This is a genomic window from Microbacterium sp. Beta (assembly GCF_005502545.1).
In the GTDB taxonomy this organism is placed as follows: Bacteria; Actinomycetota; Actinomycetes; order Actinomycetales; family Microbacteriaceae; genus Microbacterium; species Microbacterium oxydans.
This window is the reverse complement of record NZ_SCOG01000002.1, coordinates 199,521-221,407: the sequence shown is the minus strand read 5'-3', so window position 1 is coordinate 221,407 and position 21,887 is coordinate 199,521. Positions and strand designations below refer to the sequence as shown.

Sequence of the window (21,887 nt, the reverse complement as noted above, 5' to 3'; positions counted from 1 at the left end):
ATGCCCGAGCTGATGCCTCTTATCAGGTAGCGGCGGCTTATCAGGAGGAACACCGCATGAGCATGCGAGACCCGTACACGCGACCAGCGACAGCGGACGACACCACGGCGTCCGCTGACGTCATCCAGGATGAACCCGCACGCGTCGCTTCGCCGTACGCTCGCCCCGCAGCGACCGACCAGCCGGCGGACCGAAACGAGCCGGCGGACCGAAACGAGCCGGCGTACTCGCCGCATGTAGAGCCGGTGATCCGGATCGATCACCGGCCCGCCCCTGACGGCACCGATCCCGCAGACGCGGCCAAGTACCGGCGCCCAGGAACCTCGGTCGCTGTCGAACGTCGCGGCAACCGGCGCTCGAGGGCAGAGCGAGGCGAACTCGTGATCGTCAGCTCCGGACGCGGCGGCGGCGGCAAATCCACAACCGCCCTCGGCCTCGCCGACAAGGCTGCGAAAGCAGAGCTGTCCTGCATCGTGATTGACGCGAACCGCGGCCAGCCGGACGTCCGCATCTACATGGCCATCCCCCGGTCGGCTCCCGTCCCGACGATCTACGACGCGCACGCGACGCAGGACGTGACCGCGGCCTTCATGTTTCCTGGCGACTACGCGACGTACCGGTCGGCGCAGGGCCTGAACACCCCCGACTTCGGGCTCGTGCTCGGGCCCCGCAGCGCTCAGCAGGCAGACCAGAAGTACTCGTCGCCGCGGGTCTACGGCGACGTGATCGATCATGCGCGGACGCTCGCGGATGTTGTCATCGTCGACACCCAGATGATGGAGCAGGAGCCCAGTGACCTCTGGCGTCATCTGTTCATTCCGCTGCTGCGTGCAGACGCATGGCTCGTCGCCGTCACGGACGATTCCCCTCCCGGCCGGTCGAACCTCGAAGAGCGGCTGCGCGCACTCCGCGAGGACGGTGTCGAATCCGGGCGGACGATGGTTCTCGCCAGCCACTACGCCGCGTACACGGACCGAGACGAGGCGCAGCTGAACCAGATCTACAGCGGACTCGGGTCCGTGATCGGCCACACCGATTACGACGAGAAGTATCGGCAGATGACCCACGACGGTCACCTGGATTCGAGCAACCCCGCCGTCTCTCCGGCCCTGAACGCCATCCTGTCCCGGGTCACGGGCCGCATCGACCTGTTCACCGAGCCCGACCACAGCCGGAACGGACTCCTCGGCCGGATCCGCCGCGGGAAGGGCCGCGCATGATTCTCCACCTCAGCGACCACGACCGCGGGCTGTTCCCCACCAGCGATACGCTCGCGCAGACCCTCACGCACGTCGCGAACGGTCACGCCGCGTCCCGCCTACTGGAGTCGGAGCACCCGACGATCGGACTGGTGGTCTCACTCCCCCAGTTCGCGAGGGCCGACTGGGCAGGGAAGACGAGCATCAACAGGGTGCAGTGGGGGTCCGACCCCGAGGGGGCCACCGGCACCGTCATCATCGTCCCACTCGAGACGGCGACCAGCTGCGAGTGGGTCATTGACGACACTTCGGCGGGGCGAACCACTGGCTCCGTGACCATGTCGGTGGATGGCATCTCAGGTCTTCTTCCGCCTCAGGCCGGCGAGGTCCCGCTCGCCGTCGTGCACGATGGCGTCAACGTCGACCGTGCACTGCGGCACATCGTCGAGCTCGGCTCCAAGGCACAGTTCGACCTCCTCTACAAACTCGGCCCCTACTCGAGGTCGGCGATCGCGACCGCATCCCGACGTATCTACCGCGACATCAACGACTCCGCCCCTGACGAAGGCGGCGACGTCATCGACCGCGCGGATGCGGAGCAGGTCCTGTCTCGGCTCATGTACGGCTTGGATGGCGAGACCAGCAGCGTCGTGATGCGGATGATCACTCGTGTTGCGACGACGGGGGCTGCGATCCGCACCTCCACGATGAAGTACATGGCCACGGCGATCTGGTCCGCAGCGGAGAGCATGGTGCGCTCGCACATCGGAGACCCGCCCATGGGCCGACAGTTGCGACGTATCGCCCGCGAGCTGAAGACCATCGACCCGCACCGGGTCCTGGAGACATACCGCGCGAACCACCCGAAGGCGCTGATCAGTGTGAACCGCGTCCAGGCAGCACTCACCGCAGGCGCCACGATCGGCACGCACAGCCTCGAACTTGACCAGCCGCGACCGGACGACAACTGGTGACGCGCAGCCTCGCGCCCCAGCGGAGAACCTCATGACGATGCCGAGCCTGAACTCAGCGAACCTCAGCCGTGCTGAAGCTGACCGGATGAGGGCGGAATGGCTCGTTCGTCTGCACACGGGTGAGACGACCGTGCCGGAGCTTATCCGGCGGTCCTGTGCCCCCGGCTATCACCCGCTTCTGAGGATCCCCCTGGTCCGCTTGCTTGCCGACCAGGACGGCTGGGGGCGAGCTCGAGCGTTCCGGGCGATCAACCGTTCTCTGGCTCTGCTCGGCAAGCCGCCGATCAGCAGAGCGGAGGCATCGCGCCTCCCGCTACAGTGGCTACTCGACGCCCGCTCCGGCGGACGTCGGTGCATGGCGCTGAGCGAAGCGGCGAGGCAGCAGACGCGGGAATCCCGCCCTTGGACGGGGTGGCCATATCTGCCGGAACCAGCGATCATGCACGAAGGGGAATGACAATGGCGACGGAACAGAACGACACGGAGCTGCGGGCCCTCCTCCAGGGCATCGCATCCAGCGCCGAGCCAGCACGCACCGTTCGCGTCAACGAGCTCATCGAACGTCTCGCCGCCGACCAGACGCTGGAAGTCTGGGGCCGGGCCATCGCCCGTCGCTACGCTTCCTCCGGCATCGACTGGGAAGACGCTACGAGCACTCTCACGATCGGGCTGATCCGCAAGCTGCACGATCTGACACCTGAGACGTTCAACGCCATCCGGATGCCGATCCTGTCGCGCCTGTACTACTGGGCGAAGGATGCCGTCAGCGACTGGGCCGATTCGTCGGCTGTCACCCTGGCCCAGGGGATGGTGGGGATCAGCCGCCGGCACCGTTCGGCGCAGAAGAAGCGGCAGGAGATGGTCGCCGCGCTCGGCCGCGAGGTCACGCCGGCGGAGGTCGTCGAGGCGTACAACTCCGATGTGCTCGCACACCGAACGAATGCGGCGAAGCAGGGCGAGATCATCGATGTCGGCGACGTGACCGGCGTGTACCTGCGCCGGGGCACGCTCGTCGAACAGCGCCCCGATGACCCGTATGCCGACGGAGACTGGTTCGTCTCCGAGGCCGACACCGGCGAGGAGGACCTGGAGACAGCGAGTGAGGTCGCTTCGACCATGCAGCTGCTTGAGCGGGACGCTCGCTGCCAGTTCGACCCACCGCGCTCCGAGACTGTGGTGCAGACGCTGCAGGTCTGGTCGCAGATCGTCCTCGCCGGGGAGACACCGTCCGCGAGGGCGGTGGCGAAGGTCATGCACGTCAGCCGTGACCGCGCCGGAGATCTGCTCCGAGATGTGAACGGGCTGCTCGAAGCGTTCCGCGAACGAGGCGCGGTCGACGCCTGACGGTCAGCGACGGTCGAACCAGAACCGGCCGTCGATGCAGATGAGCGCCGAGGTGCTCGTGACGGGACCGTCGGGGAGGAACGAGGTGATCCCCGGAATGTCGGCGCCGGCGGCCGTCCAGTCGAGGTGGTTCTTGAACGGCCACCGGTCGAGGAATGCTCCCGCATCCTCAGGGGTGATCTGCTCGGTGATCGCACGGGCAACGTCCGCGAGCTCGGTGAACTCTCCGAGGAAGGCCTGCTCTGCGCGCGCGAGCACGTTCCGGTCCACGGACGCCCCCGGGTAGATCGCGTCAAGGTACGCGACGAGAGCCGCGCGGGGGACCTTGTACGGCCGCCCGTTGAGGTCGAGCTCCGTCAAGGCGAGGGTGATCTCCTGTTCAGAAGTGCTCGTCATCTCGGAGCTCCTTTCCGTTCTCTGCGAGGAAGGCTCCGCCGACGACGACGGGCACCTCGGATGCCTGCGGGCCCGCCGATTCGTCGGCGGACTCCTCGATGGTGGCGAGCACGTGTCGCCAGTCCTCGTCCGGGGTCTCGGGCGGGCTTTCGCGCGTCGCCTCCGCCTCGCCCTCAACTTCCTCCGACTGCTCCACGCTCTGCTGAGTGCTGGCGTTCACGAACGCGAGGTGCATGACCTCCTCGGCAGCACCGAGTGCCGCCAGCGGGGCGAGAACGGCGATCAGGACGCCGAACCATGCTTCCATGCGGGAGAAGTCCCAATCCCAGAAGGCAGCTGCGTGTGCCGCGTTGAGGACCACTGACGCGAGCGTGTACGCCCAGAGCCGTCGCCGTGTCCGGCGACGGACCTTACGATCCTCGCCGCGAGACTCGTAGATGGCCAGGGCGAGGGTGTAGGTGACGATCGCCCCGTCGATGAAGAGCGGGGCGAGAGCCTGCACCCATCCGACCGCTCCAGCCCACCGACCGGAGTCCATGATCGCGACGTACGAGAACACGAAGCTCGCGACCATGATGACCGTGACGAGCACGATGGCGAGAATCGCCACCCAGAACCGATCGGGGCTGACGCGCGCGGTGCGATGTGGCCTGTTCTCAGACATCGGTCACCGCCGCGGCGATCTCCCCGAGGTGCTGAGCGAGGACTCGCCGTGCACGGTACTTCGTGGCCTTCTGAAGCCTGCTGGACGGGTAGGAGACCTTCGGTGCGGGTGCGGGGCCGAGTGAGACCCAGTCGACGATCTCGCCCGTCGTTGCGGTGACGAACTCGCCGTCCCCGATGTCGGCGAGATCCTTGATCAGCGCGGCTTTGTAGTCCGGGTCCACTTCCTCGACCGTGCGCACTCGCTCGGGAGCGTGCTCCTTCACCCAAGCGAGCAGCGCCTCCTGGTCGATGACACGCGGGCGCGAGCCGATCGTCAGGGTCACGTTGCCGTACTGGGACGGGATCGGGGTGGTCTCGGTGGCGCCGGCGAGCTGTTCGATGATCGCCTGCTTCTCCCAGTTCGCGCGCTCCTCGATGGCGTCGAGCAGTGCGGTCAGCATCGCGACCCTCTCGGCGCCCGTCATCGCCTGGAACCTTTCGGCTCCGACGAGCGCGGGCGGTTCGGTGATCTCCTTGGACTTGGTCATGATGCCTCCTTCATCTCCGCATACCCGGCCGAGGGCTCCGCGACCGTGCCACCGGCTTCAAGGAACCGCGGGAACCACTCGAGGCCGCGAGGATCCAGGAACCGTTTCGCGCGAGTGGCGGCCACGTAGGCGAGCCGGGCCTCCTCAGCACGCATCGGCTGCTGGATGCCCTTCTTTCTCGGCGGCTCGCGGAAGTCCTCCGCGATGTGCACCTGCGCCCATTCGAGACCCTTGGCCACGTGAGCGGTCGACACGGTCGTCCGCGCCTGATCGACAGGCACACAGGCGTCGATGGCCGCGACAACCTGGTCGGCGCCGACGCGGTCGACGAGGTCGACCAGGGGCTTCATATCCGCCCCATCGTCGCTGTCGGCGTGGACGCGGACGTCGGCCCACGTGTTGAACACGCTCAGTTCCGGGTGACTGGTCCAGCCACGCTGCTTCAGATCAAGAGCTGCCTGAGCGAGGCTCCGCAGCTCCTGGGACTTCTTCTCCCCCGCGATGCCGGTGTCCACACCTTGCTCCTGGGCGGTCACGATCTCTTCGATCGCCGCGGCGTTCGTCCGGGTGAGAACCGCATCCGGCTGTCGACCGGAACCTGGGGTGCGACGCCGGACGGTGGCGAGCTTGTCGGACCCGACGAGTCGCATGTCGTCCGGCGCGCCGAGGGCCTCCAGCCACATGTTCGCGTACTCGGCGATCGCGGGACCGAAGCGGAAGCTGCGGCGAAGCATAGTGCGCTCACCGCCGAAAGCATCCATGGCGTTGACCGCGCCCCGCCACTCGTAGATCTGCTGGCGGCGATCCCCGACCGCGATCACCTGGGCGTCCTGAGCAAGCAGCACCGCGGTGATGATGGGATCGGCATCTTGACAGTTATGCGTGACAATGCCGTCACCAACGTATGTTCGGTCAGGGTCGATAGTCATCGACCACACGTTGCCTTCGTGTGCCCTCCGCCCGACCCTGATCGGAGTCGCAGCTCCCCTGTTCCACTGTCCGTCTTGGGCAGCCATAACGTTCGCGTCCAGGACCAACATGCCGTCCATGAGATTCGACGCTCGGATCTCCCGCGGCCGCCAGTAGGTCAGGGAACGGAGCTCGCCCGTGCTTGCGAACGGATATCGAATGTCGCGACCGTGGGCGCGAAGTGCCTCGTCGGCACGATCGGAGTTGTCGGCGAAGTCCTCCCAGAACCTGTCAAGACGCTCCTGAGTCACGTCCAGGCGTCCAGCGCCAGAGATGAACCGAGTCTGCGGAAGCCCGAAACTGGCAGACGCATGCTCTTCGGCCAGTCGAGCTTCAGCACGAGACTCATGCAAGCTCAGAATCCAGATCGCTTCCGCCTTTTCCTCCGAGATTCGCGTTGCAAGTCCGAGCGGCATCGCGCGCCCCGACCAGTCGGCCGTCCGGGTTCGTGCGACCGTCCGGGGTCCGGTCACGCCGACGCGGTAGCTGTTGCCTCGTCGCATGAGGTAGACCGCGTGCATGCCGACGAAGGCGGGACCGAGGACGGCGATGCACCGATGGTTCGGGGTATACGTCGAGTGGAGCCCGGATTCCGTTTCGACCGTCACGAGGGAGCCAGTGAATCGGCGACTCGAGATGCCTGCGACCCGGGCGCCATGTGCCCGGAGCCGCCCCGTTCGGCTATAGGAGACGACGGTGTCGCCTTCTCGCAGAGATTCGATGGCGACGGATCGGATGCGGTCCGTGAAATGACCGTGCCCTGCGTCGAGGGCCCAGACCTGTGTGCCTTCGGGCTGGCATTCGTCGAAGAGCACGTAGTCCACTGGCAGTTGTGGTCGAGACAGTGCCCAGGTCTTCAGGTAGGCGTCGGGGACGTAACGGAGACGCCCGCCTGGGTCCTGCAAGTCTCGCCAGTACGTCTGAGCGAAACCGGCGATGGTTTCGCGGAGCTTCGCAGCTGCCGCTGGCTTCAGCTTGGGTTCCATAGTCGGGGGAAGATAGGCATTGTCAGCACTGACACGTGGATCCAGCGTGCGAAGAAAGGCATTGACCGTGTGCTGTGCGCAGGTCACGAGTTGCTGGCGGCTCAGAGCGCCAGGCAGCCCGTCACCATCTGCTGATGTCAGGACGTACTTATCCGTGATGCCGAGTATCTCCGCCTTCTCAGTCGGCTTGAGCGGTGGCTGCTTCCCGAGACGATGGCGCATTGGAACGCCATATTCGGCGTACGCCAGGGAGTGCATGGTCCGCGCGTTGACGCCTGTGCCTTGGAACCTGCGCTGAGCTTCTTGCGCGATGCTGCGGTTGAAAGCGGCATACAGGCCCCTGCGGTTCGGCGCGGCATCGGCCATGAACCTGAGGGCGGCGGTCTTGCCGGTGCCTGCGAGGGCTTCGACGACGACGTTCCCACCCGCTGTGAACAAGTCGACGGCGGCCTGCTGTTCTTCTGTCGGACGCACGGTGCCGGAACCTCCCAAGTTGTCTGCTTCGGCGACTGGTGCCGCTCAGATCGCACATACCCGGTGAAGCGGGACCGCGACGCCCTCGCGACCACGAGGTATGGAATCGCCAAGATGCCCGTCGCCCCGGCAATCTTCACCGCGCTCTCGCGTACATCGCTCCGATGTCTGAAGCTGGCGCTAGGGCGTCCGCATGGTCGACGTCAGCGCTCAGGCGCGCAAGCACGCCACAGACATCCGTCTCTTCCGGCGTGCTCTCTTCTCCGACTCTTCAGACTCCAGCGCATGGGTAAGCAGCGGAGCCCCTCAACTCATGCCCAGCCTTCGGCGCCTCGGGCCGATCAAGTCGGCGAGCGACCGCCACGCGGAGCTCGGCTCAGACGGCAGCATCGTCGACGAAGCGGCCTTCACTGCGAATATCAGCGCGACGATCGACGGCCTGCTCGAAGCAGCCAGCGTCGCTGCAGCCTGACGCCTGGCCCGGGCGCGACTCGAACTCGCGTTATGGTCGTCAGGTGACAGATGAACGTACCCGCGCTCACAGCGTCGTCGAGGAGGTGCAGGCGTGGACCGGCAATGCAGCGATGGCGGCGCTGGTGGCACTGGTGGAGCGGGTGCGCCCTCACGATGAGAAGCCGTGGCTGCAACTGAACGAGCAGCTTCCGGCCTGGCTCATCGAGCTACTCACCGCGCCGCGTGGACAGGCGACGGATCCGATCGTCCAGTGCCTGCTCAGCGTGATCGCAATCGAGAAGCGCGCTGCTGACAGCTTCGACTTCCGCGGCATCGATGGCAGCACGTACCGCGAGCGCTCCGAGGCTGCCAGCGCCGATTTCGACGTTGCCACTCGGGAGCGCGTGTTGGAGTACGCCGTCGCGCTCGGGCTCGTCGAGCCGACGCAGCCCGCTGGCGAATCGTACGACATGACGCTGGTGCTCGGCGGTGGATTCCGTTCGCCGCTGCTGCGGACGCGGTATGCCGCCCTGCTGGAGCAGGGCGGCACGGACCTCGGCGAAATCTATCTGCTCGGCAGCCCCCGCTTCCTGCTCACGAGCACGTTGGCAGAGGCCCCCATCACCTCGTCCTACGCGCCGAACGCCTCCGACGAGTTCGACCTGATGATCGCAGCGGCGATCGAAGAGTTCGGCTTCGTCGCCGGCCCGACCGTGTTCGAGTGCAGATGCACCGATGCGTCGACCATCTGTCCGCATTGGCTCCGTACGCACAGCGCCGACGGCGTGCCGCCCGCATACACGCACGAGCGGTCACTCAGTCTCTCCTCACCCGCTGGTCGGCACCGTGGCTCCGTGATCTCCGCGAGCACCAGCCGCCCACCGTACCGGCCGGACACTTCGGATACGTTCGCGCTGTGGGCTCGATGCGCAAATCCAACGCCTGGTGGACGGGCCCTCGTCGTGACGACTCAGGTCTTCGTCCCGTTCCAGCGTTTCGAGGGTCTCAGGCGGCTCTACCTCCCGCACGGGCTGCACGTCGATGCGGTGGGCTTCGGCGCTGATTGGGGCGACAGACCGCTAACCGCTGAATATCTTCTGCAGGAAGTGCTCTCGGCGATTCGGTCCGCGCGTCGACTGCTCGTCGATGCGGCCGAGATCCTCCTCGACCACTCCTGAAGCCTGCTCAGGTCCCCTGTTGCGGCGACTCCGTGTGCTGTTTCGCCCAGGTGAGCCACCGTCCGAAGTAGCCGCCGCTGTGCGCCTCGAACAGCGTGCCGACCGGCGACGCGCGATCGATCCTGTCGAGCCCACCGAAGTCGTATGACGCGTCCTTGATCCTCCGTGACAGCTTCTGATAGCCGACATCATCGATCGCCACGCGCGCGTTCCCAGCAGGGGAGAACTGACTGAGTTCTTCCACCTTTCGCAGCGCGATGGCGATCGATGCCCCGACATCCGGCAACGAGTTGCCCCGGAGGAAGGCGACCCATTGCGTGAGCTGGAGTACGAGGGGGAGGTTGTTCTCGGTGAGCTGTTTCGTCGTCACCAGATCCCGATACGCGATATCGATGCCCTCTGGCGTCGGGGAATTGTCATGCGCGGGTAGACCGAGCGCTCGCTGCATCGTGAACTCGGCGCACATGCACCGCAACCGGATCACGCGAGTCTGCACATGCCAACTGGCGTCTGCCAGGTAGCCGTCGCGATAGCGACTCTCGACGAGCGCCCCCATCTTGTCGAGCTCTGAGAGCGCACCGAGTGCGGCATCAGCCCATTGCATCGGCGCCCTGACACGTCGCACAATCGCCTGATTCACGCTCCCCGGCTTCTGCAGACGTGAATTACTCATGATCTGCTCTAGCACCTTCACGGTCGACCCTGCAGTCGCCAGGTCGAGTTGATGGCGGGTCTCGAGTTCGACCTGATATTCGCGACGGGAAGTCCCGTCGTCGAGCACCGCGTGACGCAGTTCGTGACGAGCTTCATCCAGGAAGACGAGCGACGCCTGCAGCGCGCTAAGCGTGTTGGATTTGCCGATTTCAATGCTGCGGTCGCGCATGAGGAACACCGCATACTCGACGCGAGCTTTGGACGACTCCTGCAACTGCGCGTCGAGCACGCTGCTCAGGCTCGGCCCCACCTTGCCGGCCGCGTAGAGGTGCACGCCATGATCCGCCAGCAGGATGGTGCGTCTGCTGTGCAGGTCGAGCGACGACAGGACGTCGTCGAGTTTCGCTCGATTCCTGGAGTAGGTATCGATGTCGGTGACGCCTGCACCTTGTCGGATGTCGAGCGACTGCTGAAAGAGGCTTCTCGCCTCGCGTGAACGTGCTGCCTGCACGAAGGGTGGGCCGTCTTGCGGCTGATGCTCCTTGAAGGATGCACCCTCCTTCTTGAGGAGCGCAGGAGCAGCCCGGGGGTACGCACCCCAGACCGACATGCGTTCCCGCAGGATGCGTGACATCGCCGCTTCCTGCCACTGCAGGACGACGCTGTAGAAGAAGAGGGCGGCGAGCGCCGCCTGAGAGCGCTGGATCGCCACGAGCTCTCTCGCCACATCGGTTCGCAGCACCGCAGGCGCGTACGCAAGGCCGCTTCGCAGGTCGAGTATGTCGTCCGCGAACCATTCGGAGGCGACCCTGTACGTCAGATGCTGCACGCGCGCCGTCGTTCCGATCCGCCTCGCTTCAGATGCCTTGGGTGTGACGTCGAGGTACGCGCGGTGCAATTCTTCCGCTCGTCGGCGCAACAGCTGCAGCGCCTGTTCCTGGGCGACAGGACCGGTTCCTGGGATTAGCTCCTCGCCGAGATACGCGGTCACCTCCCTCGTGAGCCATTCGCGCTCGGACTGCACTGGTGGCCATGCCGCTGGCTCATTCAGGTCCCACAGCGGCGCCGACGGAGATGTGCGATCTGACGGCTTCAGCAGCGCGCTCGGGGGCGCTGGGTCGTCATCATCACCCTGCACTCGGAATCCGCCGGCAATCGCCGCCACACACACCTTGTGTTCACGGTCCGAAAGACGTTGCCGCAATGCCGACTGCGTCGGCGATGCATCATCTGAAACGCCAAGCGCCTCGGTCCGCTCGAGCGGGTACGCATCGACGCCCCAGTACGCCCTGACAGCCTTCGACGCAGCTTTGCGCTTGTCCTGCTCTGACTCTGCACCAGGTTCTGGTGCGGTGTCCGCAGCAGCTTCGAAGCAGCGGACCAGCGCCTGGCGCGCTCGGTACAGGTAGTCGGGCCGCCACTGGTTCCGGTCGTCTCTGACGACGGCCTTCAGCGGTCCGAGCTCCTCGATGGTCCAGGTGCCTTCGCCGCGAACCATCCGTCGATAGCCCCGCGCCAGTTCGATCAAGTTCCCCACAACCACCACGGGTTCGCGTTCCACCGATCCCCCTCCCGGGTCTCCCTGCCGCAACAGTACTACGCAGCCCCGCAGCCCGATGTTCCCTGTACCAGACTTTCCCGCGCTTCGCTACTCGCACTGGTTTCTTCCTCCCGCAGGGCCGTCTCGGGGGTGGAAACCAGCGCCCATCGAGCAGCCGGAAGAACCCGAGCAAACTTGCGGCATTCCCCTCCACGGAGGGGCCACAACTCCACAGCGGAGGCGGGCTTCACCCCCGCCCAGGGGCTCCGAGGCATTGGGACCGAGAGGAGCCCCCCCTTCTCCCGTCCACACGCACGAAGTGCAGTACACCACCCAATTCGAAAGGAACGCACGTGACCCGCAACTCGAAGCCCCGCCAGCAGCGTCCACAGCGCAACGGCGCGCTCACCATCACCCGCCACACCCGCACCATCTGTGCTTCGACGGGCAAGCTTCGCCTGCGTGATTCACACCAGGCGGCACACGCCCTGCAGAGCGCCCGACGAAGCGCGGCCCTCGGGTTGTTCTTCGACGGACAGACCAACCGCCGCGAGGCGAGCTATTACAAATGCAATTCCTGTAAAGGCTTCCATCTGACGAGTGAGGTCTACCGCGACCCCGCCGAATGGGCCCGCTACTGCCAGGCCCGTTGGGAAGCGGAACGCGGCGCCGAAGCCGCTGCAGAAGCCGAACACACCATGCACCTCACCCGCACGCGCATCACGGCGATCGCTGCCGTGCACGCTGCGGCAGCACTGCGTGCCGCCTGATCGCATGCGATGCGCCCCCGCCCCTCCGCTGCGCGCGGATCTAAACCGAACCCGAAAGGAGGTGATCGACATGCCCCGCACACCGACCTTCGCGATGTACGTCTGTCGCGGCTGCGGCACTGAATGTGCCTACCCGAGCCGCTTCATCCGGTGCCCCTCTTGTGGCATCAAGTGGAGCTGATCGCTCCACTTCCCCGATCTGCCGGTCGCTCTCGGCGAAGACGCCGACACTGGCCGGCAGATCGAACTCGTCTCACCGCTCGTCTGCCCCACCGAACCGCAACCACCGAGAGGTAACTCGCCGTGAAGAATCCGTTCTCCCGCAAGCCGGTCAGCTCCGACATCCGCCCACTCGCGCTGACCGAGCAGTACGCCAAGCCCGACCGCTCCACCACGATCTCTAACCCTGATACGCGCATGCCGATGCCGCACAGCGCCAACCGGGTGGAACCGCATGCGTCAGCGGACCATTTCCGCGACCTCGTGCGCCAGAAGGTCGCAGCACTCGCCGCCTCGGGTGCCCTCGATCAGGACAACCTGCAGGCACTCTCGCACGAGATCGGCTCCTGGCACGCCACCTGGCGACAGAGGGTCGAGCAGGATGCCGTCAACCGCACCGAAGTCGCACAGCTGCTGCTCGCTCAAGCGGTGCAGGACAAGATCGTGTGCGCCGGCGAACTCACCGCAGCCCGCGCCAACCGCGCGGAAGTCGCAGATGCCCGCGGGCAGATCCTTCGCGGATGGGGTTTCACGCACCACGTGCACGCCACACCCGACAGCGTGCTCGCAACGCCGACACCGGTGATCGAATCACGCGTCCGCGCGGTCGCCGCACCAGAACCGGACAGCCCGTCGCCCGACGTCGAGACCACGGATTCCTCCGTGATCGACTTCCCGCTCACACCAGTCACCCGAGACCAGAACGGTCCCACCTTCGATTCCAAGGAGAACTTCGCGTGAACCGCACACCGACACCGGCGCCCGAGCGCGCCGAGTCCAACGTCGCAGCACCGAACCACGCCTCGCTCGCCGCAGCGACAGCCTCTCCCGCCGCGCGGGCTCGCGCACGCGGATGGGCTCTCGTCGTCCTCGTCTTCGCAGGCGGGATGGACACCTTCCTCGCCATCCCGGCGTTCAACGGCCTGTTGAGGGGCGAACCCTGGCAGTCCTGGATCTGCGCCATCGCGTTCGCCCTCATCTCGGTGAGCTCCGCGTACGCCGCTGGCGTGCTGTACAAGCAGAGCAAGCGACGGCTGAGCTTCGTGGCACTCGTGGCATCCGTCGTCATGGTGATCGCGCTCTGCATCCTTCGCGTCCAAGCAGCGTCGATCAACTCGTCGAGCACAGGCTACGAGGGAGGCGCCGCGCTGCACGACGAGGCCGCAGCCGAACTCGGCATCGCCTTCGTACTCGCGCTCGCGATGCTGGCGTTGATCGGGCTCGCGTGGATCGACGGGTTCAAGATCACCCTGGCCCCGGCGGAAGAGCTCTTCCGTGAACTGGAACAGAAGCTCGCCGCCGCGAACACCGAGGTCGCCGGGCTCGAAGGCGAACATGTGCGGCTGAACGAGAACCAGACGATCGCTGAACTCCGCCTTCAGCACCTCCCGGACGAGCGCAAAGAGGCCCTGCTCGGACTGCAGTCGTTTGCCGACGAGCTGCGCGAACTCAGCCGCACCGAGATCGTGATCCACCTCGGCAACCCGACGGCCACGAGCGGCCTCGACCTGCCGCTGACCGACACAGAAGAAACCAGCAACACCTCCTCACCGAACGAAGGAAACCAGCCGTGACCACTCCGAAGCTGCACCAGGCGGCGATGAATCTGCCGCTCGCAAGCCCTCTGCCGTACCCGCTCTTCCAGCGGCTCCGCGACGCCTGGATCGTCGGACGCCGCGACGGCCAGAAGAAGGCCGCCCACGATGTCACCGGCAGCGAGCAGCCCTCAGCATCGCTGCGCGGACTCGATGCCGAACTCACTGCTCGGTGCGAATGGGAACGTCTCGAGGCCATCCGCATCGCAAGCCCGCTGATCGACGAGCATCGCGAACACCTCACGGTGATCACGATGCTGAACCGTCAGATCATCGAGGCGAACGCCGAGATCGATGCCAGGTCTGTCACTGATCCCTCGGAGTACGACCGGGTTCCGAAGAGCGAAGCACACCTGACACCGGCGCAGCGCAAAGAGCGACGAGACCGCGAGGCGCGCAATGCCATCGCGCCGCTCATCGCCCGCCGCGATGCAAGCGATGCGCAGGTCAAGACGCGCGAGCTGCAGGCCGCCGAGATCGCCGGGATGCTCGTCACGCTCTTCGAGGCGTTGCAGACACGGGTGACCACCCTCGCGAACCACTACGAGCGGCGCGCTGCGAATCAGATCCGCAGCTACCTGCGCCGAGCGCCCGGCGACGCGGAGCACCCGCTCAACCGACGCGCTGCCTTCTCTCCGCCGGAATGGGCGTGCGAACCGAACCCGTGGCTTCCGGCGGAAGGAGGCCAGCGGTGAACCTCACCTTCCGCTTGCTCGCACTGCTCCTGGCCGGAGTTCTGCTCCTCACCGGCTGCACCGACAAGCTCGCCACGCAGGCGAGCGTCGACGGCAGCACGCCCGACGCGGTGGTCATCATCGCTGGCGCGCACGCCAACATGCCCGTCGCGCAGTTCCCTGTGGAGCTCGCGACGGTGCTCGAAGCGGCAGTCGGCGCGCAGTCTCCCGTCACGGTCATCGCGAACGACGGCACCCCCTCGGTGTCGTTCCAGCTCTCCGGCTACACCGTCAGCACGACCAATCCCGAGGCGATGCGCAACGACATCGACGGAGTGACCAGTCAGGTGATCAAAGCGGTGAAGAGCGTCGCCGCCGACGCGGACGGCAATGATCTCGGCGCGGCGCTCGCGGTGGCTCGCGACCAGCTCACCGCCAGCCAGGCTGTGACACCGATGATCATCGTGATCGACAGCGGACTCAGCGACCGTGGCTACCCGCTCATGACCACACCTGGCATCCTCAGCGCCGACACCAGCGAGCGCGTCGTCGAGGTCGCACAGGAGAACAGCTACCTTCCGATGATGCCGACGAACACCACCGTGACGTTCGTCGGGCTCGGCTACGGCGCCGCCCCGCAACCTGACATCACTCCCGCTCAGCGAGATAATGTGAAGAACGTGTGGCGCGCTTTCGTCGAGGCGAGCGGTGCCACTGCGGTGCTGATCGACAAGCCGCGAACCGGCGACGGACCGGAGACATCGTTCACCACCGGGATCGTCGCCGCCGATTCGTACGAGACGCTGTCGTTCACCACGACGGATGATGGAGTGGTGCAGGCGACCGTCGGCGCCGATGTGCTGTTCGCGAGCAAGAGTTCGGAGTTGAGCCCACAGGCCCAGGAGTCGCTGGAGGAACTGCGCGACTTCCTGGTCTCAACGCCTGGCTCGATCCTGATCACAGGGCACACCGATGCCACCGGCACCGACGAAGTCAACATCCCACTCGGCGCTGCCAGAGCGGAGGCGACGAAGGCGTGGCTGGCCGATCACGGCGTTGATCCGTCGCGCATGACCGCTGAAGGGCGCGGCTCCTCCGAGCCCGTCGTGCCGTATGCCACGACGCCTGAGCAGTTGCAGCAGAACCGCCGAGTGGTTGTCACGGTCACGCCGTAATCGCCGACCCTGCTACTAGCTCTTCGCCGCCGCGATGCGCCTGAGAAGGGTCCGCAGCGCTGCGGTGTCATCCTCGGTGAACTCGGTCATCGCGGAGGACACCGCAGCGTCGCGAACGGCGAGCGCTGCATCCAGCACGATCCGACCCGACGGCGTCGTCGTCGGGATCCGCCCCGCCGGTTCGCCGGGTCGTACAAGAGCGCCGGGACCTGAACGGTCAGCGCGTTTGATCGGCTCTGTGCGTGATCAAACCGAAACCCTGACCGAGGACAGGATCCATGCCGAAGACGCCTAACGAGATCTCCATCGAACCCGTATCCGAGGAGTATGTCGTCACGGTCGCCCGCATGCGCATCTCCTCTCCGAAGGCCAGGACCGGCTTGCTGAGCGCCCAGCACTTCAGGTAGGCCTCGGGGGGGTGTACGCGGCCGTCGTGAAGTCCGGCCCGGACGCCCATACGGGTTCGGCAAGTCCTTCCAGTACTCCTGCGCGAACTCCGCGATCGTGGCACGGAGACGTGCTGCTGCGGCGGGCTTCAGCTTCGGCTCGATCGTGGGTGGAAGGTAGGCATGCTCGGCGGTCACGACCTGTTCCATCGTCCGCATGAAGTCCATGAACGTCTTCGTTGCTCACATACCCGGTTCCAGAGCGTCTTCGCCGCCGACAGGCGAACCGTGTCGGGAGACAGCCGACACATTCAACTGGCGGAGATTTGAGGTCATCGCTGGCGGCTTTGCTTCGCGGGACGATGGCAGGATGGCAGAGTGGAGTACAACCCGTTTACCGCGCAGGTGCGTGAGCAGACCACGTTCATTGGCACCTTGCGTGCCGAGGCGGCCGAGCGCCGCGAACACCTCGACTGGTATGACAGCTTCGACCCACAGTCCGCGTTGCAGCACGCGGTAAACGAGGTTGAGCGCATTTCGCGGGAGCGAGCCGAGCTTCAGGAGACGCTCGATGACGCGCGCGCACGTATGCAACGTGCGCGTCCTCTGACGTGGTTTCGCCTGTACCCGCCAGCGTTGCTCGTGAAGCACGTGAGGGATTCCGGCAAGGAGTTCCACACATCGAAAGCCATCTTCACGACTAGTTCCGCGCGCATGCCGGAACTTGAGGCTGAAGACGCTCGCGCGATTGAGGCTGTTGCGAACCAGCGTGCGGAGGGTGAACGGCACGCCTCGTTCGACCGGCAGGCAGTGGTCGAGCGTCTGAGCGCGCTCGAAGCAGATATCGAGGCTAGAACACCTGGCCTTGAAATACTCAACGATCGCGAGGAACGCCTTCAGGAGAAGCTCGCGGAACCTCTGAAGGCGCTGACCAATGCTCAGGCCGAACTGCGGGAGTTAAGGCAGAAGGCTGATTTGGCACGTAGCTATCTGAATGATCTCGAGAACGCTCCGGATTCCCGGGCCAGAGCGAAGATCCACAGGAACTCGGAGACCGACCTCGGAGATGACAAACCTTCTCGGTTCATCGGCCAAACAAGGGGGAGGATAGTTCAGCTCGAGCGTCAAGTCCGGAAGCTGGAGGAGCGCGTACGAGGCATCGTGCGTCAAGGGACACTGGATGTGCAGACGCTAATCCTCGACGGGAGCAACCTCTGCCATTCAGGAGCCGAGAAGATCGGGCTCTTCGCGATAAGGGCACTCACGCCGTACCTCCTCGAGGGCAGGGAGGTGCAAGTCGTATTCGATGCATCGGTCGTCCGCTTGCTCAGCCTGAGTGTCGAACGGCTTGAGTCAGAGCTGTCAGATCTACAAGTGCACGTTGTCGATGACAAGGCGACCGCAGACAAGATCATTCTCCGCCTCGCGAGCGAACCGGGCTCCTACGTGCTCAGCAACGATCGGTTTGCGGACTACCCCGATATGCCCGCGGTCGTGGCGGGCAGAATCATTACCGTCGAGATCATCGGGGGACGCCGTGCGATTATCGATGACCTCGACATTGACGTCTCGTTCAGCAGGACTCGGTAGGGCTGCCAGTAGCCAGGTTTCTACCCGGGGAGCGGAGTCGGGACGCTACTGTCCGATGATGTCGTTGTAGCCGGTGTCCTCTTTGAGCTGCTCATACGTGTCAGGGAACTTCGTGCTGATCTCTTCTACGAGATTGTCACTCAGTTCTTCGTCGTAGTCGTCTGAGGCGTTGTTCGCGTGGAACATCTCCACTAGCGCGTCGGCGTACTCCGGATCATCTTCTCTGCCTACCATGGCTTCATCTTGCACCATGAGGTTGAGTTGGCGCACCCCAGAATCGCACAGCTCAACCGGATGTCTGAACGCCTAGATACGCTACCCACATGCCAGAGGTCACCGAGTACGCCAATTACCTGAAGAGCTACTACGAGGACGAGCTCCCGCGCGGGAGCGTGCTTCTCTTCAGCGATGCCTCCTTCGAGGAGTACGTAGAGAATGACCCCGATCCCATTCTTGTGGGTGACTGGCGGCTTGATGAGACAGAGCACGGGTACGCCTTGATGCTTAGTTGGGTCGGCAACGAGCGTCGCTACGAGTCGAGCATGGGTGGACAGCTACCGCCGTTCTGGTTCAAGGGGACTGAAGCCGACACCGGTGGAGATGCCCGCCTCTACCTGATGGGACCGTCGAACGAAAAGCCCGTCGAGCACTGACCTGTTGGCTATTTCCCAACGCCATTGCAACCGTCATTCTGCATCCGATGTCGGGGACCGCAGCTACGCTGACCGAGTGTGCCTCTTACGGTCTTGATCCCCGCGTTCACAGCTCTGAGTACCAGGATGTCGTCGACCATGCCGTGATCGATGCCCTCCGTACCTGGTCGGCGTCGAACGACGGGAAGACTCTGCTCCCCACCGGCATCAAGGCGCGAAACCTCAACCCCATCTTCACCGGCCTTTCCACGCTGACGCTGGGCTGGTGGGGCTACCTCGTCGACGGCGCGACAGCCCGTTTCCCCTCGATCAACACCAAGTCGGAGCGCCTGGCGACTGGCAAGGGACCGATCGGTTCCCGGGCTATCGTGCCGGCGATCTACTGGCGAGAGTTCCAGAAGCCGAACAAGGCCCTCCACCACCTCTTCTTGCCGGGAAACGATCTCCTCGGACTCGCCGCCGTCACCCGGCGCGGACGCACCGCGGACGGCCAGGAGTACACCTGCTATTCCCTGGTCATGCAGCCCGCAGCGGACCACATCTCGAACATCCACGACCGGATGCCGCTGCTCATCCCCGCCGGTTTCGCCGAGGAATGGCTGACCAGTATGGCTCCGGCCGGGCAGCTCATCGACGCTGCGCGTGGCGCATCGCAGCCGCTCGCGACCGCGATCGTCGGCACGAGGCAGGGAGCGGCCGCGGAGCCTCTCTTCTAGGCGACACACCGGGTATGTGATCCCCACGGAGGATCACACATGCCGCTCTCATACCCGCCCCTGAAGGCCGTGGAAGTCGATGGGGTCAAGAAGTGGACTGCTGTCTGCCGCACCTGCGGGCAGGACGTCGTCCGCGTTCCGCAGCTGGTGAAAGCCGCGGCCGAGGAAGCCCGCCGGGCTCACGGCCACGAGGCTGAATGCACGCGGGGTCAGCGATGACCAGTTGCACAGCCGATGACTGCGACCGACCGGTCTGCGCCAGGGGACTCTGCCGGAAGCACTATCTGCAGGCGTGGCGCGACCATAGCCTGACCGAACACGGTTCATCTCGCGCACCCCTCCCTGAGTGCCCGCCAGGCCCGATCACATGCACACCGTCGAGGGATGCTGGACCCATCATGGATGTCGCTGCTCCTCCTGTCGACACTCGCGCAAGATGGAGCGGCAGCGCAGGCGCTCCCGGCTCCGTGCGTACGGACGCGAGGATCAGATCCGCCCGCGCCGGGTGGACGCAGCACCAGCACGCGCAGTCCTTCAGCGCCTGCTGGACTCGGGGTTCGCGCTCGAGCGGATTGCCATCGCCGCCGGCGTGCCCCATTCCACGCTCACCACCCTCCGATTCGGACGTCGTGGCGCCGCCGGCGTTCATCTGAAGACCATCGAGGCTGTCGTCGCCGAAGCGCTCCTCCGTCTGGAGCCGCAAGCCATCTCGACCAGCACGGTACCCGCGACGGGGACCACGCGGCGGCTGCAGGCACTCGTGGCGACCGGGCAGACCCAGAGCACGATCGCCCAGCTCCTCGGCCGCAGTGTCGGCAACGTGTCGCCTCTCGTGCACCGTCGACGGCAGCTCGTGACTGTGGGCACCCACGACGCCGTCACGACGCTCTTCGACGCCATCTGGGATCAGCGCCCCGAGGGCCCGATGCACGATGCGGCACGCCGGCTTGCGGAACGCCATGGATGGCTGCCACCGCTCGCGTGGGATGATCCGGATACCGACCCCGAGCCTCCCGCTGTCGACCGCGACCCGGACCTGGTCGACGACATCGCCGTCGCACTGGCACTCCAAGGAGACGGGCCACGCTTGACCCCTGCGGAGCGCCGCATCTGCGTGAGGACCCTGTGGGCGCGGAGGTACTCGGACAATCTCATCGCAGCCACGATCCGCTGCGACGCGAAGACGGTCGGGCGCATCCGCGAAGAACTGGAACTACCCGCGTTCGACCTGACCGAACTCATCGAGCACCGCGCCGCTTGACCGCGAACCTTTCAGGATCGGGTCGACAGATCCCGGGGCCAATCGACGATCGTCGACTCGATGCGTTCCCCCGATCCCAGACGAACAAGTGCGGAAACTGCCTTGATTTTCATGGCGCCGCTCGCTTCCAACAGGAGCAGGGATTCGAGCATGATGAACCACTGCAGAGACCCACGTCCTGCAATCGCATTGGCAAGGGTGGGTTGCTTCCGGGGTAGTCGTTCCGCCCCAGAAACGGTACATCTTCCTCTTGCTCGCGGCCAGAGATTCCCACGCGAATCCGGAAGTCGATGGCATCCACTACGACGGGGAGAGTGCCGGTGTTGTTGACGTCTGCAACGAGCACGCGGTCCATCTTACGAAGATGAGGGTTCAGGTCGAGCACGGCAGGGATCGATTCGAGCCGGCCAGCCGTGACACCGTCGGAATGGGTCACCAATCCGCCTAGCACCGAGACGGAAATCTCGCGAAGAGGCTGGTGAGTTTGTGCGAACTCCTCAAGGATCGAAATCAGGGCTCCTTCGGTGAGCCGCGGCGCCAGCGAGTCGAACCCGTCTTCGACCTCGTTATCCCCCTTCCACTGGGTCAGTAGTTCGACCGAGTGTTTCTCCGGCTCGAGTCGGTCGATGAGGTTGTGGTGTGTCACGCACATCAACATCAGATTCGAAAAGGCGCGCCTCTCGTCATCGGTCATGGTCCCGTCGTATCGGGCGCTCTTCGGATTCGCTCCACGGATATGCGCGATCTGCACCCCGATGATGGCATGTCCATTCACGAGACTCATGATCGGAACCTCGCATTCCGGGTAGTAGCAGACCCCCTTCGAAAGTCGGAACAGGGCACGCTCAGTGCCGGTCTCGTAGTCGCTCGGACCCTTCGCCATCCTCCGATTGTCGGCCATGAGATACATACAGACAATCCGCTGGGCGAGACAACGTGCGAGTCAGCTCGGGGCTACGAACGGCTGTAGGTTTCGTCGAACCAGCGCACGAACGCCAGCGTGATCCCCGACTGCTTGCTGATCCTGTCGTGCACGGCCGCTGATCATGGACGGGAAGGAAGGTGATGGTCCCGGCGACGCTGGCTCCGCAGCCGCATGCGCACACACGGTCACCCTGTTCCTGGTAGGTGACAGGGATCCGGAAAGCGTCGACGGCCGTCCCGATGAGAGCGTCGTAGTCCGGGTCTCCCGCCGAGAGCACCCGTCCAATGATGGCCCGCTTGCCGCCTGGCACGTATTCGAAGTCACCGATCGCGACGACGACCTTGACGCGGCCTTGGTGGGAGAACGTCGCCAGCCGCTCGTTCCTCGAACGCTTCCCGAGCAGCCAGACTCCGCGGTTCTGCTCGTAGACGTCCTCTTCGCTGAGGTTCTCTGCCCAGCCAATCCAGGTTCGCCCCCAAGGATCGTCAGCTGGGTCGACGTCGTCACGGCGGTCGTCGAGCTTGAAGTTGATGGACATGAGCACCCTCCCGATAGATTGAATC

24 protein-coding genes are annotated in these 21,887 nt (G+C 65.1%); 15 read left to right on the top strand and 9 right to left on the bottom strand.

What is annotated here, in order from left to right; translation table 11 throughout:
• Nucleotides 1-56: 56 nt before the first annotated feature.
• From FFS56_RS03805 to FFS56_RS03795, 3 genes are all read left to right on the top strand, one after another.
• Nucleotides 57-1,220: a hypothetical protein gene (locus FFS56_RS03805; RefSeq protein ID WP_137772009.1), complete on the top strand. Its 1,164-nt coding sequence runs from the start codon at nt 57-59 to the stop codon at nt 1,218-1,220.
• Entirely contained in the window at nt 1,217-2,173 is a 957-nt protein-coding gene (locus FFS56_RS03800; protein WP_137772010.1) for a hypothetical protein, read from the top strand. The genes FFS56_RS03805 and FFS56_RS03800 overlap by 4 nt, the downstream gene beginning before the upstream one ends.
• Nucleotides 2,174-2,632: 459 nt before the next feature.
• Nucleotides 2,633-3,517, top strand: coding sequence for a hypothetical protein (locus tag FFS56_RS03795; protein ID WP_137772011.1), 885 nt, complete (start codon nt 2,633-2,635; stop codon nt 3,515-3,517).
• A 3-nt stretch (nt 3,518-3,520) separates the two neighbouring features.
• Here the strand turns inward: FFS56_RS03795 and FFS56_RS03790 are convergent, their stop codons facing one another.
• From FFS56_RS03790 to FFS56_RS03775, 4 genes are read right to left on the bottom strand one after another with little or no spacing between them, the layout of a single operon-like run.
• Nucleotides 3,521-3,913 carry a hypothetical protein gene (locus FFS56_RS03790; RefSeq protein ID WP_137772012.1) on the bottom strand — a complete coding sequence of 131 codons (393 nt, stop codon included), beginning with the start codon at nt 3,911-3,913 and terminating at the stop codon, nt 3,521-3,523.
• Entirely contained in the window at nt 3,897-4,577 is a 681-nt protein-coding gene (locus FFS56_RS03785) for a DUF2637 domain-containing protein (protein WP_137772013.1), read from the bottom strand. Before FFS56_RS03785 ends, FFS56_RS03790 begins: the two co-directional genes overlap by 17 nt.
• Nucleotides 4,570-5,106, bottom strand: a complete 537-nt coding sequence (locus tag FFS56_RS03780) for a hypothetical protein (protein WP_137772014.1) — start codon at nt 5,104-5,106, stop codon at nt 4,570-4,572. The genes FFS56_RS03785 and FFS56_RS03780 overlap by 8 nt, the downstream gene beginning before the upstream one ends.
• Complete coding sequence (locus FFS56_RS03775) at nt 5,103-7,535, bottom strand: 3'-5' exonuclease (protein WP_171010991.1); 2,433 nt, start codon at nt 7,533-7,535, stop codon at nt 5,103-5,105. The genes FFS56_RS03780 and FFS56_RS03775 overlap by 4 nt, the downstream gene beginning before the upstream one ends.
• 313 nt (nt 7,536-7,848) lie before the next feature.
• Here FFS56_RS03775 and FFS56_RS20415 point away from each other — a divergent pair, with 313 nt between their 5' ends.
• Entirely contained in the window at nt 7,849-8,007 is a 159-nt protein-coding gene (locus FFS56_RS20415) for a hypothetical protein (RefSeq protein WP_171010992.1), read from the top strand.
• Nucleotides 8,008-8,050: 43 nt separating this feature from the next.
• Entirely contained in the window at nt 8,051-9,166 is a 1,116-nt protein-coding gene (locus FFS56_RS03770) for a hypothetical protein (protein WP_137772016.1), read from the top strand.
• 7 nt (nt 9,167-9,173) lie between these two features.
• Here FFS56_RS03770 and FFS56_RS03765 read toward each other — a convergent pair whose 3' ends face one another.
• A complete protein-coding gene (locus FFS56_RS03765; protein ID WP_137772017.1) occupies nt 9,174-11,381 on the bottom strand; it encodes a hypothetical protein in 2,208 nt (735 codons plus the stop codon).
• A 332-nt stretch (nt 11,382-11,713) separates the two neighbouring features.
• On the opposite strand from FFS56_RS03765, the gene FFS56_RS03760 reads away from it, so the two are divergent.
• From FFS56_RS03760 to FFS56_RS03740, 5 genes are all read left to right on the top strand, one after another.
• Nucleotides 11,714-12,130 (top strand): hypothetical protein, encoded by a 417-nt coding sequence (locus tag FFS56_RS03760; protein WP_137772018.1) that lies wholly within the window; start codon nt 11,714-11,716, stop codon nt 12,128-12,130.
• 303 nt (nt 12,131-12,433) lie between these two features.
• On the top strand, nt 12,434-13,090 hold the full coding sequence (locus FFS56_RS03755; protein WP_137772019.1) for a hypothetical protein: 657 nt from the start codon (nt 12,434-12,436) through the stop codon (nt 13,088-13,090).
• A complete protein-coding gene (locus tag FFS56_RS03750) occupies nt 13,087-13,923 on the top strand; it encodes a hypothetical protein (RefSeq protein WP_137772020.1) in 837 nt (278 codons plus the stop codon). The genes FFS56_RS03755 and FFS56_RS03750 overlap by 4 nt, the downstream gene beginning before the upstream one ends.
• Nucleotides 13,920-14,639, top strand: coding sequence for a hypothetical protein (locus FFS56_RS03745; RefSeq protein WP_137772021.1), 720 nt, complete (start codon nt 13,920-13,922; stop codon nt 14,637-14,639). Before FFS56_RS03750 ends, FFS56_RS03745 begins: the two co-directional genes overlap by 4 nt.
• A complete protein-coding gene (locus FFS56_RS03740; RefSeq protein WP_171010993.1) occupies nt 14,636-15,793 on the top strand; it encodes an OmpA family protein in 1,158 nt (385 codons plus the stop codon). The genes FFS56_RS03745 and FFS56_RS03740 overlap by 4 nt, the downstream gene beginning before the upstream one ends.
• 15 nt (nt 15,794-15,808) lie before the next feature.
• On the opposite strand, the gene FFS56_RS20905 is transcribed toward FFS56_RS03740, so the two are convergent.
• Nucleotides 15,809-15,931, bottom strand: a complete 123-nt coding sequence (locus FFS56_RS20905; RefSeq protein ID WP_283205796.1) for a hypothetical protein — start codon at nt 15,929-15,931, stop codon at nt 15,809-15,811.
• A 140-nt stretch (nt 15,932-16,071) separates the two neighbouring features.
• Between FFS56_RS20905 and FFS56_RS20900 the strand changes: the two genes are divergently transcribed.
• On the top strand, nt 16,072-16,200 hold the full coding sequence (locus tag FFS56_RS20900) for a hypothetical protein (protein ID WP_283205797.1): 129 nt from the start codon (nt 16,072-16,074) through the stop codon (nt 16,198-16,200).
• A 357-nt stretch (nt 16,201-16,557) separates the two neighbouring features.
• Nucleotides 16,558-17,769, top strand: a complete 1,212-nt coding sequence (locus FFS56_RS03735) for a hypothetical protein (RefSeq protein ID WP_137772023.1) — start codon at nt 16,558-16,560, stop codon at nt 17,767-17,769.
• A gap of 45 nt (nt 17,770-17,814) precedes the next feature.
• On the opposite strand, the gene FFS56_RS03730 is transcribed toward FFS56_RS03735, so the two are convergent.
• Nucleotides 17,815-18,003 carry a hypothetical protein gene (locus FFS56_RS03730; protein WP_137772024.1) on the bottom strand — a complete coding sequence of 63 codons (189 nt, stop codon included), beginning with the start codon at nt 18,001-18,003 and terminating at the stop codon, nt 17,815-17,817.
• A gap of 89 nt (nt 18,004-18,092) precedes the next feature.
• Here FFS56_RS03730 and FFS56_RS03725 point away from each other — a divergent pair, with 89 nt between their 5' ends.
• The 3 genes from FFS56_RS03725 to FFS56_RS03715 all read left to right on the top strand — a co-directional run bounded on the left by FFS56_RS03725 (nt 18,093) and on the right by FFS56_RS03715 (nt 20,399).
• Nucleotides 18,093-18,422 (top strand): hypothetical protein, encoded by a 330-nt coding sequence (locus tag FFS56_RS03725; protein WP_137772025.1) that lies wholly within the window; start codon nt 18,093-18,095, stop codon nt 18,420-18,422.
• A gap of 143 nt (nt 18,423-18,565) precedes the next feature.
• Nucleotides 18,566-19,138 (top strand): SOS response-associated peptidase family protein, encoded by a 573-nt coding sequence (locus tag FFS56_RS03720; RefSeq protein WP_249352939.1) that lies wholly within the window; start codon nt 18,566-18,568, stop codon nt 19,136-19,138.
• Between the two features lie 436 nt (nt 19,139-19,574).
• Nucleotides 19,575-20,399, top strand: a complete 825-nt coding sequence (locus tag FFS56_RS03715; RefSeq protein WP_137772027.1) for a hypothetical protein — start codon at nt 19,575-19,577, stop codon at nt 20,397-20,399.
• A gap of 109 nt (nt 20,400-20,508) precedes the next feature.
• Here FFS56_RS03715 and FFS56_RS03710 read toward each other — a convergent pair whose 3' ends face one another.
• Nucleotides 20,509-21,183, bottom strand: coding sequence for a hypothetical protein (locus FFS56_RS03710; protein ID WP_137772028.1), 675 nt, complete (start codon nt 21,181-21,183; stop codon nt 20,509-20,511).
• Nucleotides 21,184-21,244: 61 nt separating this feature from the next.
• Nucleotides 21,245-21,862: a hypothetical protein gene (locus tag FFS56_RS03705; RefSeq protein WP_137772029.1), complete on the bottom strand. Its 618-nt coding sequence runs from the start codon at nt 21,860-21,862 to the stop codon at nt 21,245-21,247.
• Between the last annotated feature and the right edge of the window lie 25 nt (nt 21,863-21,887).